We start from the raw sequence: 12,917 nt of genomic DNA, 5'->3' as shown, positions 1-12,917 counted from the left end.
CTCCCTGGTGAAATTAGCGCTGTGGAACCACCCGATCCCATCCCGAACTCGGAAGTGAAACGCAGCTGCGCCGATGGTAGTGTGGCTCAAGCCATGCGAGAGTAGGTCATCGCCAGGGGCTTTACCCACAAACCCCCGCTGCTCACGCAGCGGGGGTTTGCTTTTGCGCGCAGGAAAACATCCGGCATCGCGTCCGGCTCACGGTGCCGTTGCTGCCTGCGGCGCCCTGAAGATCAGCGTTGCTCCGAGCGCTGCCGCGCCGCAATGGCCCAGCGGGCGGCCAGATTGGGCGCGGTGATACACTCCGCCTTGTCCGTCACCGTGGTCACCGCTCGCTCCAGCAACTGGATGTCCGCCTCGTGCTGACGCGCCACGTGCGGGTCCTCGAAGAAAATCGCACGCTGGCAACGGCCTTCCAGGACACGGTCGGCGATCTGCGCATCGCCACCCAATGGGCCGCTCTGGAAGCGCTGGATCCAATCCTGGTCGCGCGGCCAGCCCCGGCTCCAGGCCAGCTCGTTCAAGTGCTGCCCTGTCGTTCCCGTGCCGATGCGCTCCCCGAACCGCGACAGTACGTCCGGCACCAACAGGGGAGAGGCTCTTCGGTGTGCCCGAAAAGTACAGGGCGCAGTGTCACCGCGCTTAGATGTCGCAGATGACGCTCCCGTCACTGTGATCTGGCGTCCGACCCAGAGGCTTGGAAAGCGCTACCGTCCGCAGGCATGCGCCGGCAGAGATACACGCCGGTGGATCTGGTCGTTGCTGGGTCGAGGCAGCAGCTTTGCTGGCGGTTGCCTCGGAGAACGCGCGTCACTTGCCGTGGATGAACCACGTTGACCGGCCTTCCGCGCATACGACAACGGCGCCCATAGGCGCCGTTGCTTCAATCGCTGTCGCTGGAACGCGAAGATCACACCCGGCCGAATACCAGCGTTGCGTTCGTGCCGCCGAAGCCGAAGCTGTTGGACATCACCGTCTCCAGCGCCGCCTCCTGCGTCTGACGCAGGATCGGAAAGCCCTCCGCGCGCGGGTCCAGCGTGGTGATGTTTGCTGAGCCGGCCATGAAACCGTCACGCATCATCAGCAGGCAGAAGATCGCCTCGTGCACGCTGGCCGCGCCCAGCGAATGGCCGGACAGCGCCTTGGTCGAGGAGATCGGCGGCACCTGCTCGCCGAAGACCTCGCGCACCGCGCCCAGCTCGGTGATGTCGCCCAGCGGGGTGGAGGTGCCATGGGTATTGAGGTAATCGATCGGGCGGTCGATGCCGGCCAGCGCCATGTTCATGCAGCGCACCGCGCCTTCGCCGGACGGGGCGACCATGTCGGCGCCGTCGGACGTCACGCCGTAGCCGATCAGCTCGGCATGGATGTGTGCGCCGCGCGCGATGGCGTGGTCGTAGTCTTCCAGTACCAGCATGCCGGCGCCGCCGGCGATGACGAAGCCGTCGCGGTTGGCGTCATAGGGGCGCGATGCCGACGCCGGGGTATCGTTGAAGCCGGTGGACAGCGCGCCCATGGCATCGAACATCACGCTCATCGACCAGTGCAGGTCCTCGCCGCCACCGGCGAACACGATGTCCTGGGCGCCGTGGCGGATCAGGTCGGCGGCCGCGCCGATGCAGTGCGCCGAGGTGGCGCAGGCAGCGGAGAGCGAGTAGCTCAGCCCCTTGATGCTGAAGGCGGTGGCCAGGTTGGCCGAGACCGTCGAGCACATCGTGCGCGGCACCATGTATGGGCCGACCTTGCGCACGCCGCGGTTGCGCAGCAGGTCGGCGGCTTCCACCTGCCACTGGCTGGAGCCGCCGCCGGAGCCGGCGATCAGGCCGGTACGGACGTTGCTGACCTGGGCCTGGTCCAGGCCGGCGTCGGCGATGGCGTCGCGCAGGGCGATGTAGCTGTAGGCCGCCGCGTCGCTCATGAAACGCTTGAGCTTGCGGTCGATCTGCGCGTCCAGGTCGATGTCGACGCGGCCGCCGATCTGGCTGCGCAGGCCGGCTTCGGCATGGTCGGGCAGGGCAACGATGCCGGGACGGCCTTCGCGCAGGGCGCTGGAAACGGTATCCAGATCGTTGCCAAGGCAGGAGTTGATCCCCATGCCGGTGATGACGACACGACGCATCAGAAGCTCTCGGTGGAAGTGAACAGGCCCACGCGCAGGTCCTTGGCGGTATAGATCTCGCGCCCGTCGACCAGCATGCGGGCGTCGGCCTGGGCCATGACCAGCTTGCGGTTGATCACGCGCGAGATGTCGATTTCGTACTGCACCAGCTTGGCGCTGGGCAGCACCTGGCCGGTGAACTTGACCTCACCGCAGCCCAGCGCGCGGCCGCGGCCCTCGGCGCCCAGCCAGGTCAGGAAGAAGCCGGTCAGCTGCCACATCGCATCCAGGCCCAGGCAGCCCGGCATCACCGGGTCACCGATGAAGTGGCAGCCGAAGAACCACAGGTCGGGGCGGATATCGAGCTCGGCGCGCACCAGGCCCTTGCCATGTGGACCCCCGTCGTCGCGGATATCGGTGATGCGGTCGAACATCAGCATCGGGTCGTTGGGGAGGCGGCCCTTGTTGGGCCCGAACAGCTCGCCGCGGGCACTGGCCAGCAGCTGTTCGCGCGAGAACGCATTGAGACGGTTCATCGAAGCGGTAATCCGGAGCACGAAAACGTGGGTTAACGCCCGAGCATGCATGATGCGCGGGCTTTCAATCAACAGTTTTAACCGTACGCATCCGTAGTGTTTCGGGCAAAAGGCGGCACGTTCGTCGCAGATCGTACCGGTGCGTATGGGGCGCGGCGCTATGATGGCGGTCCTTCGTTCCGCGGTCGTGTTGCTCGCCATGCGCAAGATCATCCACATCGACATGGACGCGTTCTATGCGTCGGTCGAGCAGCGGGACGATCCGGCGTTGCGGGGCAGGCCGGTGGTGGTGGCCTGGCGCGGGGCCCGCTCGGTGGTGTGCGCGGCATCCTACGAGGCGCGCAGGTTTGGCGTGCGTTCGGCGATGCCGGCGGTGCGTGCCGAGCGGCTGTGCCCGAACGCGGTGTTCGTACCGCCGGATTTCGCCCGCTACAAGGCCGTGTCGCGGCAGATCCGCGAGATCTTCCTGCAGCACACCGCGCTGGTCGAGCCGCTGTCGCTGGACGAGGCCTACCTGGACGTGTCCGGGTCGTCGACCTGTGGCGGCATCGCCACCGAGATCGCGCGCACCGTCCGCGCGCAGATCCGCGAGGCGACCTCGCTCACCGCCTCGGCCGGGATCGCGCCGAACAAGTTCCTGGCCAAGATCGCCTCGGACTGGCGCAAACCCGATGGCCAGTTCGTGGTGCCGCCGGCGCGGGTGGAGCAGTTCCTCACGCCGCTGCCGGTCAACCGCGTACCGGGCGTGGGCAAGGTCATGGAAGGGCGTCTGGCGGCGCTGGGCATCGCTACCGTCGGCGACCTGCGCCGGCTGCCGCTGGAGCAGCTCGAAGCGCTGTTCGGCACGTTCGGGCAACGCCTGTACCGGCGCGCACGCGGCATCGACGAGCGCCCGGTGGAGCCCGACCAGCCGGTGCAGTCGATCTCCTCGGAGGATACGTTCGCCGAGGACCTGCGGCTGGGCGAGTTCGACGAGCTGATCGCCCAGCTGGCGGCGCGGACGTGGCGCGCGACCGGGCGCACCGAACGCATCGGCCATACCGTGGTGCTCAAGCTCAAGACCGCCCAGTTCCGGATCCTCACCCGCAGCTTCACGCCGGATGCGCCACCGGCCTCGGAGGAGGAGCTGCGCGACATCGCGCTGGCGCTGTGCCAGCGCGTGCAGCTGCCGCCGGACACGCGCTACCGGCTGGTGGGCGTGGGCCTGTCCGGCTTCCGCGACCGCGAGGATACGGCGCTGCAGGGCGACCTGTTCCGCGATGTTGTCGTGGACTGACGGGTTTCCGCGCCCCGGTACAATCGACGGTTCATTGTCATGGAGTGGGTACGTGGGCATCGCAGCGCTGGTATTCGATCTGGACGGCACGCTGGTGGACAGCGCCGGGGACATCGCCGAGGCAGTCAACCGTTCGCTGGAGGAGCTGTCGCTGCCGCGCGTGCCCGAGGCGACCGTCCGCTGCTGGATCGGCGAAGGCGTGCGCCGCCTGGTCGCCATCGCCCTGGCGCACGCCGGCAGCGGACATGCGGCGGACGAGGTGATGCCGATGTTCATGCGCCACTACCATGACTGCCTGCTGCGCAGCCCGCGGCTGTACGACGGCGTGACCGACGCCCTGCAGCTCCTGCAGGCGCGTGGGCTGCCGATGGCGATCTGCACCAACAAGCCGTCGGCCCTGGTGCCGCCATTGCTGGAGCATCTGGGCATCGCCGGGTACTTCGCGCACATCGTCGGCGGCGACACCCTGCCGCAGCGCAAACCCGCGCCCGAGCCGGTGCTGCATGCGGCACGGCTGCTGGGCCACGCGCCGGCACGGTGCCTGATGGTCGGCGACTCGGCCACCGACCTGGAGGCGGCCAACGCCGCGGGCATGCCGATCGCCCTGGTGCGCTACGGCTACCCGCGCGATCTGGATCTGGACGCGGCCGGTGCGGTCGCGGTGATCGACGACCTGCGGGAACTGACGGCACGCTGCTGAGTGGCAACCGGCCGCTCCGCGCGGCGCGGGGATGTTGCGTCTGTCGCTGCCCGGGGCAACGCCCGGACATGCCACGGCCATGAAGCCGCTGAGCCGCGGTCGGCATGCAATGACGCCCCGGCGGGAGGCCGGGGCGTCGATGGAGCGGTCGTGCTGGGGCTTCAGCGCGAGCGGTAGCGCAGCGTCAGCTGGTACTCGCGGCCAGGCTGGTTGTACCAGGCCACGGTTTCGTACGCGCGATCGAACACGTTGGCCGCCCGGGCCTGCAGGCTCCATGCCTCGTTGAGGGCGTACTCCACGCGCAGGTCCACGGTGCCGTAGCCGGCCAGGCGCAGGGTATTGGCGGCGTTGTCGAAACGATGGCCGGTGGCGGTGGCGGTCACGCCCACGCGCAGCGGCCCGAAGCCACGGTCCACGTCGAGCCGGCCGCTGGTGCGGGCGCGACGCGGCAGCCAGTTGTCATGGCTGGTCGCGCCGCGGGTGTGGTCGCGCGGATCGGTGAAGCTGGCCTGGGCGTTGATGTCGAACCCGGCCAGCGATGCGAAGCCGGTCAGTTCGGCGCCGCGGATGCGCGCCTTGGCGATGTTGTACGGGGTGTAGGTGCTGTCCAGCGCGATCAGCTGGTCGATGCGGCTTTCGTAAGCGTTGAAGGTCCAGTTCCAGCCCTCGCCGTACTGCGCGATGCCGACGTTCACACTGGTGGATTCCTCCGGCTTCAATGCCGGGTTGCTCGACCACGGGTAGTACAGGTCGTTGAAGGTCGGTGCCTTGAAGCCGGTGCCGGCGCTGGCGGTCAGGCGCAGGCCGTGGCCGAGCGCCAGGCCGTAGCCGAGGCTGCCGGTGGTGTGGTTGCCGAACTGCTCGTTGTCGTCGTTGCGCAGGCTGGCCTGCAGCGAATGCGCGCCGAAGCGGCCCTGGTATTCGGCGAACACGCCGGTGTTGTCGCGGTTGTCGATCGAATAGGCGGTGGTGCTGGTCACCTGGTCCTTCTGCCAGTCGCCGCCGACGCTCAGCTGCTGGCCTTCGGCGAACAGGAAATCGCCCTGCACGCTGGCGGTGTCGCGGCGTGTGTCGAAGGTGGACACGAAGCTGCGCGTGCCGGCCTGGACGTAGTAGCTGTCGGCCTGGTCGTCGTTGCGCCCGATCTGCGCGGACAGGCGGAATGCATCGCCCGGGGCCCAGCGCAGCTTGCCGCCGTATACCCGTTGCTGGTTGTCGGCCTCGTTGCCGCTGTAGATGCTGCCGTCGTACTGGTTGCGGCTGGCGGCATCGAGCATGTGGCCTTCCACGCCCAGGGTCTCGGACAGCGCGTAGCCGCCGCGCACGTTGAGCGAGGCGTTGCGGTAGCCGTCGCGGTCGGGCTCGTCGACATAGCAGCCCTGGAACAGCGTGGCCGACCCGTTGCACGCGTTGATGCCGTCGGTCTTCTGCCAGGCGCCCTGCGCCGATACCCAGCCGCGCTCGCCGCGGTTGCTGAAGCCGGCGCTGGCCTGGCGCAGGTTGTGGCTACCGGCGGTCAGCGCCAGGTTCTGCTGCAGGCCCTGGCCGGCAGCGCGGGTGAAGATCTGGATGACGCCGCCGATCGCCTCGGAGCCGTACAGGCTCGAACGCGGCCCGCGCACGATCTCCACGCGCTCGATCTGGTCGATGGGCAGGTCCTGCAGCGCCGGCATGCCGCTGGAGGCGGCGCCGATGCGCACGCCGTCGACAAGCACCAGCACCTGGCTGGAGGCGCTGCCACGCATGAACAGCGAAGTGATCTTGCCGGGGCCGCCCTGGTTGACGAAATCCAGGCCGGCGCGGCCGCGCAGCAGGTCCAGCAGCGAGGCGGCCTGGCTGCGATCGATCTGCTCGCGGTCGATGACCTGCACCGGCACGACGCTGTCGGCGATGGAGACCGGCGTGCGGGTGGCGGTGACCACCACGTCGTCGAGCTCGGTCGGTGCCTGTTCGGCACTGGCAAGGCCCGGCAGTGCGAGCGCAAGGGCGAGGGAAAGGGTGTGGTAAGGCAATTTCATGGGAACTCCTGGATCCGCGCGCTCCCGCGCGGATGGACGGTGGAGGCTGCCAGGAGAGGGATACGACGGAGTGCGCGCACGGCGCTACTGCCGCCGCCATGCCCTCCGCATCGCAACCAGTCGGCTTCCGGGCCGGTCTCCGGGCTTGCAGGCGAAGCGCGTCGACGCTTCCGGCCAGGCGCCTTCCCGTGCGATGGATGCACAGTGGCGGTATGCCTGGCCTTGTCCTGCTTACCGTTGCGGGGGCAGCGCCGGACTGGCGCGGGCCAGGATGTCCCTGGCAGGCGCGGCACCGGCTTCCCGTTTCAACCGGCCGGAGCGAGTCCGGCCAGTCACCCGAAAGTGCGGGCATTCTATGCCATCGCCCGCGGCGCTGCCCGGCGTGCCGCGCGATGGGCGGCCCACGGCGTCGTGGCGCCCGCCACGGCACATCGCGCCGGCGGCACGCGCCCTACAATGCGCGATTGCAACGCGGTATCGGAACACACGTGACAGACGCATGGTTCACCCGGGCCTGCCCGGCGCCCTCGCAGCCGCACCGGCAGCACGCCATCGCCCGCCAGCGGCAACTGACCAAACCCGAGGGGGCGCTGGGGCGCCTGGAAACCCTCGCCATCGAACTGGCCGCGCTGCAGGGGCGCGAGCAGCCGCAGGCCACGCGCGTGCCGGTGCTGGTGTTCGCCGGCGACCATGGCATCGCCGCGCAGGGCGTGTCGGCGTATCCGGCCGAAGTGACGGTGCAGATGCTGCGCAACTTCGCCGCCGGTGGCGCCGCCATTGCGGTGCTGGCGCGCGAACTGGGCGTGCCGCTGCATGTCTGGGACGTCGGCAGCCTGGCCGATGCGCCGGTCAGTGGCGTGACTTGGGACAAGCCGCGCCGCGGCACCGACGATTTCAGTACCGGCCCGGCCATGGCGCCGGCTGACCTCGACGCGGCGTTCGCCGCCGGCCAGCGCGCGGTGGCCGCCGCCTGCGGAGAGGGTGCCGACCTGCTGCTGCTGGGCGAGATGGGTATCGGCAACACCACCTCGGCCAGTGCGCTTGCGGCGGTGCTGGGGCCGTTGCCACTGGCCGAACTGGTGGGGGCCGGCACCGGCCTGGATGCGGCGCGGATCGCCCACAAGCAGGCCGTGACCGCGCAGGCGTTGGCCCTGCATGGCGCGTCCATCGCCGCCGCCGCCGACCCGGGCCGCGAAGCCCTGCGCCGCGTCGGCGGGCTCGAGATCGCGGCGCTGGCCGCGGCCATGATCGCCGCCGCCCAGCGCGGCGTGCCGGTGCTGGTGGATGGCTTCATCGTTTCGGCCGCCGCGTTGGCGGCAGTGCGCATCAATCCGTCGCTGCGGCCGTGGCTGCTGTTCTCGCACCGCTCCGCCGAGCGCGGTCATGCGCGGGTACTGGAGAAACTGCAGGCCGACCCGCTGCTGCAGCTCGACCTGCGGCTGGGCGAGGGTTCCGGCGCGGCGCTGGCGCTGCCGCTGCTGCGCCTGGCCTGCGCGCTGCACAACGGCATGGTCACGTTCGCCGAAGCCGCGGTTGCCGGGCGGAGCGCGGCGCCGTGATCCTGGACCTGATGCGCCATGCCTCCACCGGACGCCAGGGACACCTGGACGGCCGCAGCGATCCGCCGCTGCTCGACGGCGCGGTGGACGCGCTGCTGCAGCGCCACGCCGACGGCCAGTGGAGCCGGGTGATCGCCTCGCCGCGGCGCCGTGCGCTGGATACCGCCACCGCGCTGCTCGCCGGCCGCGAACTGTTCTGCGAAATCCACCCGGACTGGGCCGAACTCGATTTCGGCGACTGGGACGGTCGCCATTACGATGAAATCCCCGCCGAACTGCTGGCCGGTCTTTACGACGCGCCGCATGCGGTGGTGCCGCCCAACGGCGAGAGCTGGCAACAGTTCCAGCAGCGCATCGATGCCCAGCTGCAGCGGCTGCTGGACGAGGACGAGGGCGACGGGCCGGTGCTGGTGGTCAGCCACGCCGGGGTGCTGCGGTTGGCGGTGTCGCGCGTGTGCGGCATTCCGCTGGCGGCCCTGTGGGCGATGCGCATCGACTACGGCACCCGCGTGCGCCTGCGCGTGGAGCGCGCGCAGGACGGGCAGGTGTGGGGTGAGCTGCTGGAGCTGTGCCAGCCGTGAGCGTGCGCCGCCTGATCCTGGCCATCCAGTTCCTGACCCGGCTGCCGACGCCGCAGGTGAAGGACTTCCGCGACGACGACCTCAGCCGTGCGGCGGTGTATTACCCGCTGGTCGGGGGAATCATCGGCGCGCTGCTGGCCGCGCCGCTGTACCTGCTCGGCGACCGGCCGTGGCTCGCCGGCGTGCTTACCCTGCTGGCGTGGGTGTGGGTGACCGGCGCGCTGCACCTGGATGGACTGGGCGACGTCGCCGATGCCTTCGGTGCCGCGCACCGCGACCCGCAGCGTTTCCTCGAAGTGCTCAAGGATCCGCACCTGGGCGTGTTCGGCGTGGTCACCCTGGTGATGCAGCTGCTGCTCAAGTTCGTGCTGCTGTCCGAACTGTCCGCCAGTCCGCTCTGGTACGGCATTGTGCTGGTGCCGGCGTGGGCGCGCTGGGGCACGCTGTGGTGGAGCCGGTTGTTGCCGTCGCTGCACGCTGCGGGCATGGCCGAACGCTTTTCATGGCAGCTGAGCCTGCGCTCGATGTGGGCGTGGGCGCTGCTGCTGGCCGTGGTCACCGCCTTGGTGGCCTGGCCGCTGCTGCTGGCGCTGCCGCTGGTGGCGCTGGTCGCGGCCTGGTGGCGGCGCCGGCTGGGCGGTATTTCCGGCGACTGCCTGGGCGCCAGCGTCGAGGTCACCGAAAGCCTGCTGCTGCTGGCGCTGGTGCTGCTGGGCGGGGTCGAACTGGTACTGCCGTAGCGGCCCGGCTGCGGGCATCAGTCCTCGCTGAAGCGGATCTCGCCGACCTCGTCGTCGCCGTCGTCAGCGGCCGCGTGCGGCTGCATGTGGGTTTCGTGGACCGGACCGGCCATCTGCCCGGCACGCGTGGCCGGCAGGCCACCGGCCGCGGCTTCGTACTCGGAGACCAGTTGCTGGCGGCGGGCATCGGGCACTTCCTGCCAATGGCAGCCGACCAGCGCGCCTTCCAGCGAGTACAGCAGGTTGAGGCTGGGTTTGAAGCCGGCGCGGCGGACCTTGACGAAGGCGCCGACGGCGCCCACCGCGGCCAGGTCCTCGGCGCTGCGCAACCCGACCTGGCGCAGCCACGCCGCGCTCTTCGGGCCGATGTTGCGCAGCTTCAGCGCGCTCACGCCAGCGCCTCGACGAACACCCGGGCGATGGCCTCCAGCCCCGCCTGGTCGTCGGCGTCGAAGCGCGAGGTGACCGGGCTGTCCAGGTCGAACACGCCGACCAGCGCACCGTCGTGGACCAGCGGCACCACCAGTTCCGAGCGTGAGGCCGAGTCACAGGCGATGTGGCCCGGGAACGCATCCACGTCGTCCACGCGCTGGGTCTGGCGGGTGCTGGCCGCCGCACCGCACACGCCCTTGTGCAGCGGGATGCGCACGCAGGCCGGCAGGCCCTGGAACGGGCCGACTACCAGTTCGATGCCGTCGAAGAAATAGAAACCCACCCAATTGAGCTGCGGCAACGCGTGGTACACCAGTGCCGACAGGTTGGCGGCATTGGCGGTGCGGTCGGTTTCGCCGTGGACCAGCGCGCGGGCCTGGGCCAGCAGCTGGGCGTACTGTTCCGGCTTGCTGCCGGTGAGCGTGGTGGAACTGAACATGGGGCGAAGTCTAACCGCTGCGCCCGATGTCCGCGCGGCACCGCCGCCGGCATCGCCCCGGTTGTGTGCACGGGGTGCTGAAAAAGAAAGACCCGGCAACGGGAGAGAGCGCGTTGCCGGGTCCGGACAGGGCGCGGGGGAGGGGGATCCGCGCGCTGTTGAGGGGAAGTCAGCCGTTCCTGGCGCGCTGGCGCTCGCCGGTGCCATCCTGGAAGGGCTGCCGTGCCAGTTCGGCCAGCGCCTGTCCGCTCTGCAGCCCGAGTCCGGCGATCTCCTGCCCGGCCGAGGCCAGCCGCTGCAGGTTCTCCCGGGCCACCTGCAGGCCCTTGGGCAGCAGCGCTGGCAGGTCGGCCTGCGGGGTGGGGCGGGCCAGTTCGTCGAGGAAACCGGCGGTCGCGCTGGCATTGCGCTCGAAGGTGCGCAGCTGCACCCCGAATGCGCTCTCCGCAGTCTCCAGTGCCAGCCGGTTGGCGCGATGCGCCAGCGCGGTGAATTGCCGGGTGTAAGCGCCGAAACCTTCGTCGAACCGGGCGGACATGCCGTGCTCCGTCGTTTGTTGCGACGCAGCATAACGTTCGCGGTGGCGGCGTGGAAGTCCGGCGCCTGCCGCCGCCGGGGAATCGTTCAGCTCAGACGCCGCGGTAGCGGCAGCCGGAGGTGCAGGTCTCGTGCACGGTCACCGCGCTGAGCTGCGGCAGGGCGGGGCGCAGCCGGTCCCAGATCCACATCGCCAGGCGCTCGCTGGTGGGGTTCTCCAGCCCGGGGATGTCGTTGAGATAGTGATGGTCGAGCTGTTCGTAGAGTGGCTGGAAGGCGGCCTTGATGTTGCCGAAGTCCATTACCCAGCCGGTCTCGGCGCCGGGCTCGCCGCTCACTTCCAGGCGCACCCGGAACGAGTGCCCGTGCAGGCGCGCGCATTTGTGGCCGGCGGGGACGTTGGGCAGCCGGTGGGCGGCCTCGAGGGTGAAATCTTTGAAGATGTCCATGGGGGGGCTTGTAGGGGCCGCGGGCGGCGGCGGGAGGGGGGGGGTATCACCGGCGAACGGCCGCATCGCGGCCGTTCGCTCCGGGTCCAGCGGGGCGGTCAGACCGCGCTGTTGGGCTGCGGCGCCTTGCCACGGCCACGGCCGCCACGGCGGCGGCGCGCGGCGCCGGCCGGCTGGCCTTCGCGGCGCTGGCCGTTGTTCTCGCCACGCGGCGCGCCGGAGGACGCGCCCGCACCGCCGCGGCGCTGGCCCGGCGCGGCGTCGCGGTGGCCAGCGGGACGGCCGCCACCGCCACGGCGCGGCGGACGCTCGCCGCCCGGCTGCTCGGCCTTGCCCGGGGCGCTGTTGCCCCAGCGGATCGGCGTGTGCGGCTCGAAGCCCGGCACGTCGCGGATATCCATGTCGCGGTCCAGCAGGCGCACGATCTGGCGCAGGTACTTGGCATCTTCCTGCGCCACCAGCGAAACCGCCTGGCCGCTGGCGCCGTTGCGGCCGGTGCGGCCGATGCGGTGCACGTAATCCTCGGCCACCATCGGCAGGTCGTAGTTGATGACCTTGGGCAGCTCGTTGATGTCGATGCCGCGCGCGGCGATGTCGGTGGCCACCAGCACGGTGACGCGGCCGGCCTTGAAGTCGCCCAGTGCGCGCAGGCGCTGGCTCTGGCTCTTGTTGCCGTGGATCGCCGCGGTCTTGATGCCGGACTTGTCCAGGAACGTGGCCAGCTTGTCGCTGCCGTGCTTGGTCTTGGCGAACACCAGGGTCTGCTCGCGCGAATCGGCGCTCAGCAGGTGCAGCAGCAGTTCGCGCTTGCGCCCGGCGTCGACCGGGTGCACGCGGTGGGCGATGGTCTCGGCCACGGTGTTGCGCGGGGTCACCATGACTTCGCGCGGATTGCGCATGAACTCCAGCGCCAGCTGCTTGATCGGGTCGGCGAAGGTGGCCGAGAACAGCAGGGTCTGCCGGTTCTGCTTGGGCAGCTTGGCCAGGATGCGCTTGATCGAGGGCAGGAAGCCCATGTCGAGCATGCGGTCGGCCTCGTCCAGCACCAGCACCTCGATGCCGGACAGATCGATGCTGCGCCGCTCCAGGTGGTCGATCAGGCGGCCCGGGCAGGCCACCAGCAGGTCCACGCCACGGCGCAGGACGTCCAACTGGTTGCCCATGCCGACGCCGCCGTAGATGCAGGTGCTGGGGATGCGCAGGTACTTGCTGTAGCCGCGCAGGCTGTCATGCACCTGGGTGGCCAGTTCGCGGGTGGGGGTCAGGATCAGCGCGCGCGGCCGGCGCGGGCCGCTGCGCACTTCCTGCGCCGAGGTGGCCAGGTGCTGCAGCAGCGGCAGGCCGAACGCGGCGGTCTTGCCGGTACCGGTCTGCGCGCCGGCCAGCAGGTCGTGGCCCTGCAGCACCAGGGGGATGGCCTGCTGCTGGATCGGGGTGGGGTTTTCGTAACCCTGCTCGGCGAGCGCGCGCAGCAGGAAGGGCGCAAGGCCCAGATCTTCGAACGACATGGAAACTCCGCAATATGGGGAAGCGCCGGCCCGGATGGGCCTGC

The 12,917-nt window shown here is 70.1% G+C and carries 13 protein-coding genes, 1 rRNA gene, 1 pseudogene and 1 riboswitch; of the genes and pseudogenes, 6 read left to right on the top strand and 9 right to left on the bottom strand.

Annotation, left to right across the window (positions count from 1 at the left end):
- Window positions 1-3: 3 nt before the first annotated feature.
- Window positions 4-118: ribosomal RNA gene (rrf, locus tag MKP15_RS15900) — 5S ribosomal RNA — on the top strand.
- 115 nt (window positions 119-233) lie between these two features.
- On the opposite strand, the pseudogene MKP15_RS15895 reads toward rrf, so the two are convergent.
- The 3 genes and pseudogenes from MKP15_RS15895 to fabA all read right to left on the bottom strand — a co-directional run.
- Window positions 234-578 (bottom strand): annotated as a pseudogene (locus MKP15_RS15895) (methylglyoxal synthase); the annotation flags it as partial.
- A 332-nt stretch (window positions 579-910) separates the two neighbouring features.
- Window positions 911-2,119: a beta-ketoacyl-ACP synthase I gene (gene fabB / locus MKP15_RS15890; protein WP_240213384.1), complete on the bottom strand. Its 1,209-nt coding sequence runs from the start codon at window positions 2,117-2,119 to the stop codon at window positions 911-913.
- Entirely contained in the window at window positions 2,119-2,634 is a 516-nt protein-coding gene (gene fabA, locus MKP15_RS15885) for a 3-hydroxyacyl-[acyl-carrier-protein] dehydratase FabA (RefSeq protein WP_055772609.1), read from the bottom strand. The genes fabB and fabA overlap by 1 nt, the downstream gene beginning before the upstream one ends.
- Before the next feature lie 199 nt (window positions 2,635-2,833).
- Between fabA and dinB the strand changes: the two genes are divergently transcribed.
- Window positions 2,834-3,910 (top strand): DNA polymerase IV, encoded by a 1,077-nt coding sequence (dinB, locus tag MKP15_RS15880; protein ID WP_240213383.1) that lies wholly within the window; start codon window positions 2,834-2,836, stop codon window positions 3,908-3,910.
- 52 nt (window positions 3,911-3,962) lie between these two features.
- Window positions 3,963-4,610 carry a phosphoglycolate phosphatase gene (gene gph, locus MKP15_RS15875; protein ID WP_240213382.1) on the top strand — a complete coding sequence of 216 codons (648 nt, stop codon included), beginning with the start codon at window positions 3,963-3,965 and terminating at the stop codon, window positions 4,608-4,610.
- Between the two features lie 161 nt (window positions 4,611-4,771).
- Here the strand turns inward: gph and btuB are convergent, their stop codons facing one another.
- Window positions 4,772-6,628 (bottom strand): TonB-dependent vitamin B12 receptor, encoded by a 1,857-nt coding sequence (gene btuB, locus MKP15_RS15870; RefSeq protein ID WP_240213381.1) that lies wholly within the window; start codon window positions 6,626-6,628, stop codon window positions 4,772-4,774.
- 112 nt (window positions 6,629-6,740) lie between these two features.
- Window positions 6,741-6,983, bottom strand: a riboswitch (cobalamin riboswitch).
- 133 nt (window positions 6,984-7,116) lie between these two features.
- On the opposite strand from btuB, the gene cobT reads away from it, so the two are divergent.
- Genes cobT through cobS form a run of 3 tightly spaced genes read left to right on the top strand, consistent with a single transcriptional unit; the run spans window position 7,117 to window position 9,508 of the window.
- Entirely contained in the window at window positions 7,117-8,187 is a 1,071-nt protein-coding gene (gene cobT / locus MKP15_RS15865; protein ID WP_240213380.1) for a nicotinate-nucleotide--dimethylbenzimidazole phosphoribosyltransferase, read from the top strand.
- The gene (locus MKP15_RS15860; protein WP_104937959.1) at window positions 8,184-8,768 is read left to right on the top strand and encodes a histidine phosphatase family protein; all 585 of its coding nucleotides are present in this window, start codon (window positions 8,184-8,186) and stop codon (window positions 8,766-8,768) included. Before cobT ends, MKP15_RS15860 begins: the two co-directional genes overlap by 4 nt.
- Window positions 8,765-9,508 (top strand): adenosylcobinamide-GDP ribazoletransferase, encoded by a 744-nt coding sequence (gene cobS / locus MKP15_RS15855; RefSeq protein WP_240213379.1) that lies wholly within the window; start codon window positions 8,765-8,767, stop codon window positions 9,506-9,508. The genes MKP15_RS15860 and cobS overlap by 4 nt, the downstream gene beginning before the upstream one ends.
- 17 nt (window positions 9,509-9,525) lie before the next feature.
- On the opposite strand, the gene MKP15_RS15850 is transcribed toward cobS, so the two are convergent.
- From MKP15_RS15850 to MKP15_RS15830, 5 genes are all read right to left on the bottom strand, one after another.
- On the bottom strand, window positions 9,526-9,900 hold the full coding sequence (locus MKP15_RS15850) for a TfoX/Sxy family protein (protein WP_240213378.1): 375 nt from the start codon (window positions 9,898-9,900) through the stop codon (window positions 9,526-9,528).
- Window positions 9,897-10,379, bottom strand: coding sequence for a GAF domain-containing protein (locus tag MKP15_RS15845; protein WP_240213377.1), 483 nt, complete (start codon window positions 10,377-10,379; stop codon window positions 9,897-9,899). The genes MKP15_RS15850 and MKP15_RS15845 overlap by 4 nt, the downstream gene beginning before the upstream one ends.
- Before the next feature lie 169 nt (window positions 10,380-10,548).
- The gene (locus tag MKP15_RS15840) at window positions 10,549-10,917 is read right to left on the bottom strand and encodes a phasin family protein (RefSeq protein ID WP_240213376.1); all 369 of its coding nucleotides are present in this window, start codon (window positions 10,915-10,917) and stop codon (window positions 10,549-10,551) included.
- 91 nt (window positions 10,918-11,008) lie between these two features.
- On the bottom strand, window positions 11,009-11,365 hold the full coding sequence (gene queD, locus MKP15_RS15835) for a 6-carboxytetrahydropterin synthase QueD (RefSeq protein ID WP_240213375.1): 357 nt from the start codon (window positions 11,363-11,365) through the stop codon (window positions 11,009-11,011).
- 98 nt (window positions 11,366-11,463) lie between these two features.
- Complete coding sequence (locus MKP15_RS15830) at window positions 11,464-12,873, bottom strand: DEAD/DEAH box helicase (protein WP_240213374.1); 1,410 nt, start codon at window positions 12,871-12,873, stop codon at window positions 11,464-11,466.
- Window positions 12,874-12,917 lie beyond the last annotated feature (44 nt).

It is taken from the genome of Stenotrophomonas sp. Y6 (assembly GCF_022436665.1).
Classification (GTDB): Bacteria; Pseudomonadota; Gammaproteobacteria; order Xanthomonadales; family Xanthomonadaceae; genus Stenotrophomonas; species Stenotrophomonas acidaminiphila_A.
The sequence above is the reverse complement of the archived record's forward strand: the minus strand, read 5'-3'. Positions and strand labels throughout refer to the sequence as shown.

Bases quoted from the DNA above. Each gene is read 5' to 3' on its own strand.
- fabB (WP_240213384.1), bottom strand. From the start codon at position 2,119: ATGCGTCGTGTCGTCATCACCGGCATGGGGATCAACTCCTGCCTTGGC.
- fabA (WP_055772609.1), bottom strand. From the start codon at position 2,634: ATGAACCGTCTCAATGCGTTCTCGCGCGAACAGCTGCTGGCCAGTGCC.
- dinB (WP_240213383.1), top strand. From the start codon at position 2,834: ATGCGCAAGATCATCCACATCGACATGGACGCGTTCTATGCGTCGGTC.
- btuB (WP_240213381.1), bottom strand. From the start codon at position 6,628: ATGAAATTGCCTTACCACACCCTTTCCCTCGCCCTTGCGCTCGCACTG.
- MKP15_RS15845 (WP_240213377.1), bottom strand. From the start codon at position 10,379: ATGTTCAGTTCCACCACGCTCACCGGCAGCAAGCCGGAACAGTACGCC.
- MKP15_RS15840 (WP_240213376.1), bottom strand. From the start codon at position 10,917: ATGTCCGCCCGGTTCGACGAAGGTTTCGGCGCTTACACCCGGCAATTC.
- queD (WP_240213375.1), bottom strand. From the start codon at position 11,365: ATGGACATCTTCAAAGATTTCACCCTCGAGGCCGCCCACCGGCTGCCC.
- MKP15_RS15830 (WP_240213374.1), bottom strand. From the start codon at position 12,873: ATGTCGTTCGAAGATCTGGGCCTTGCGCCCTTCCTGCTGCGCGCGCTC.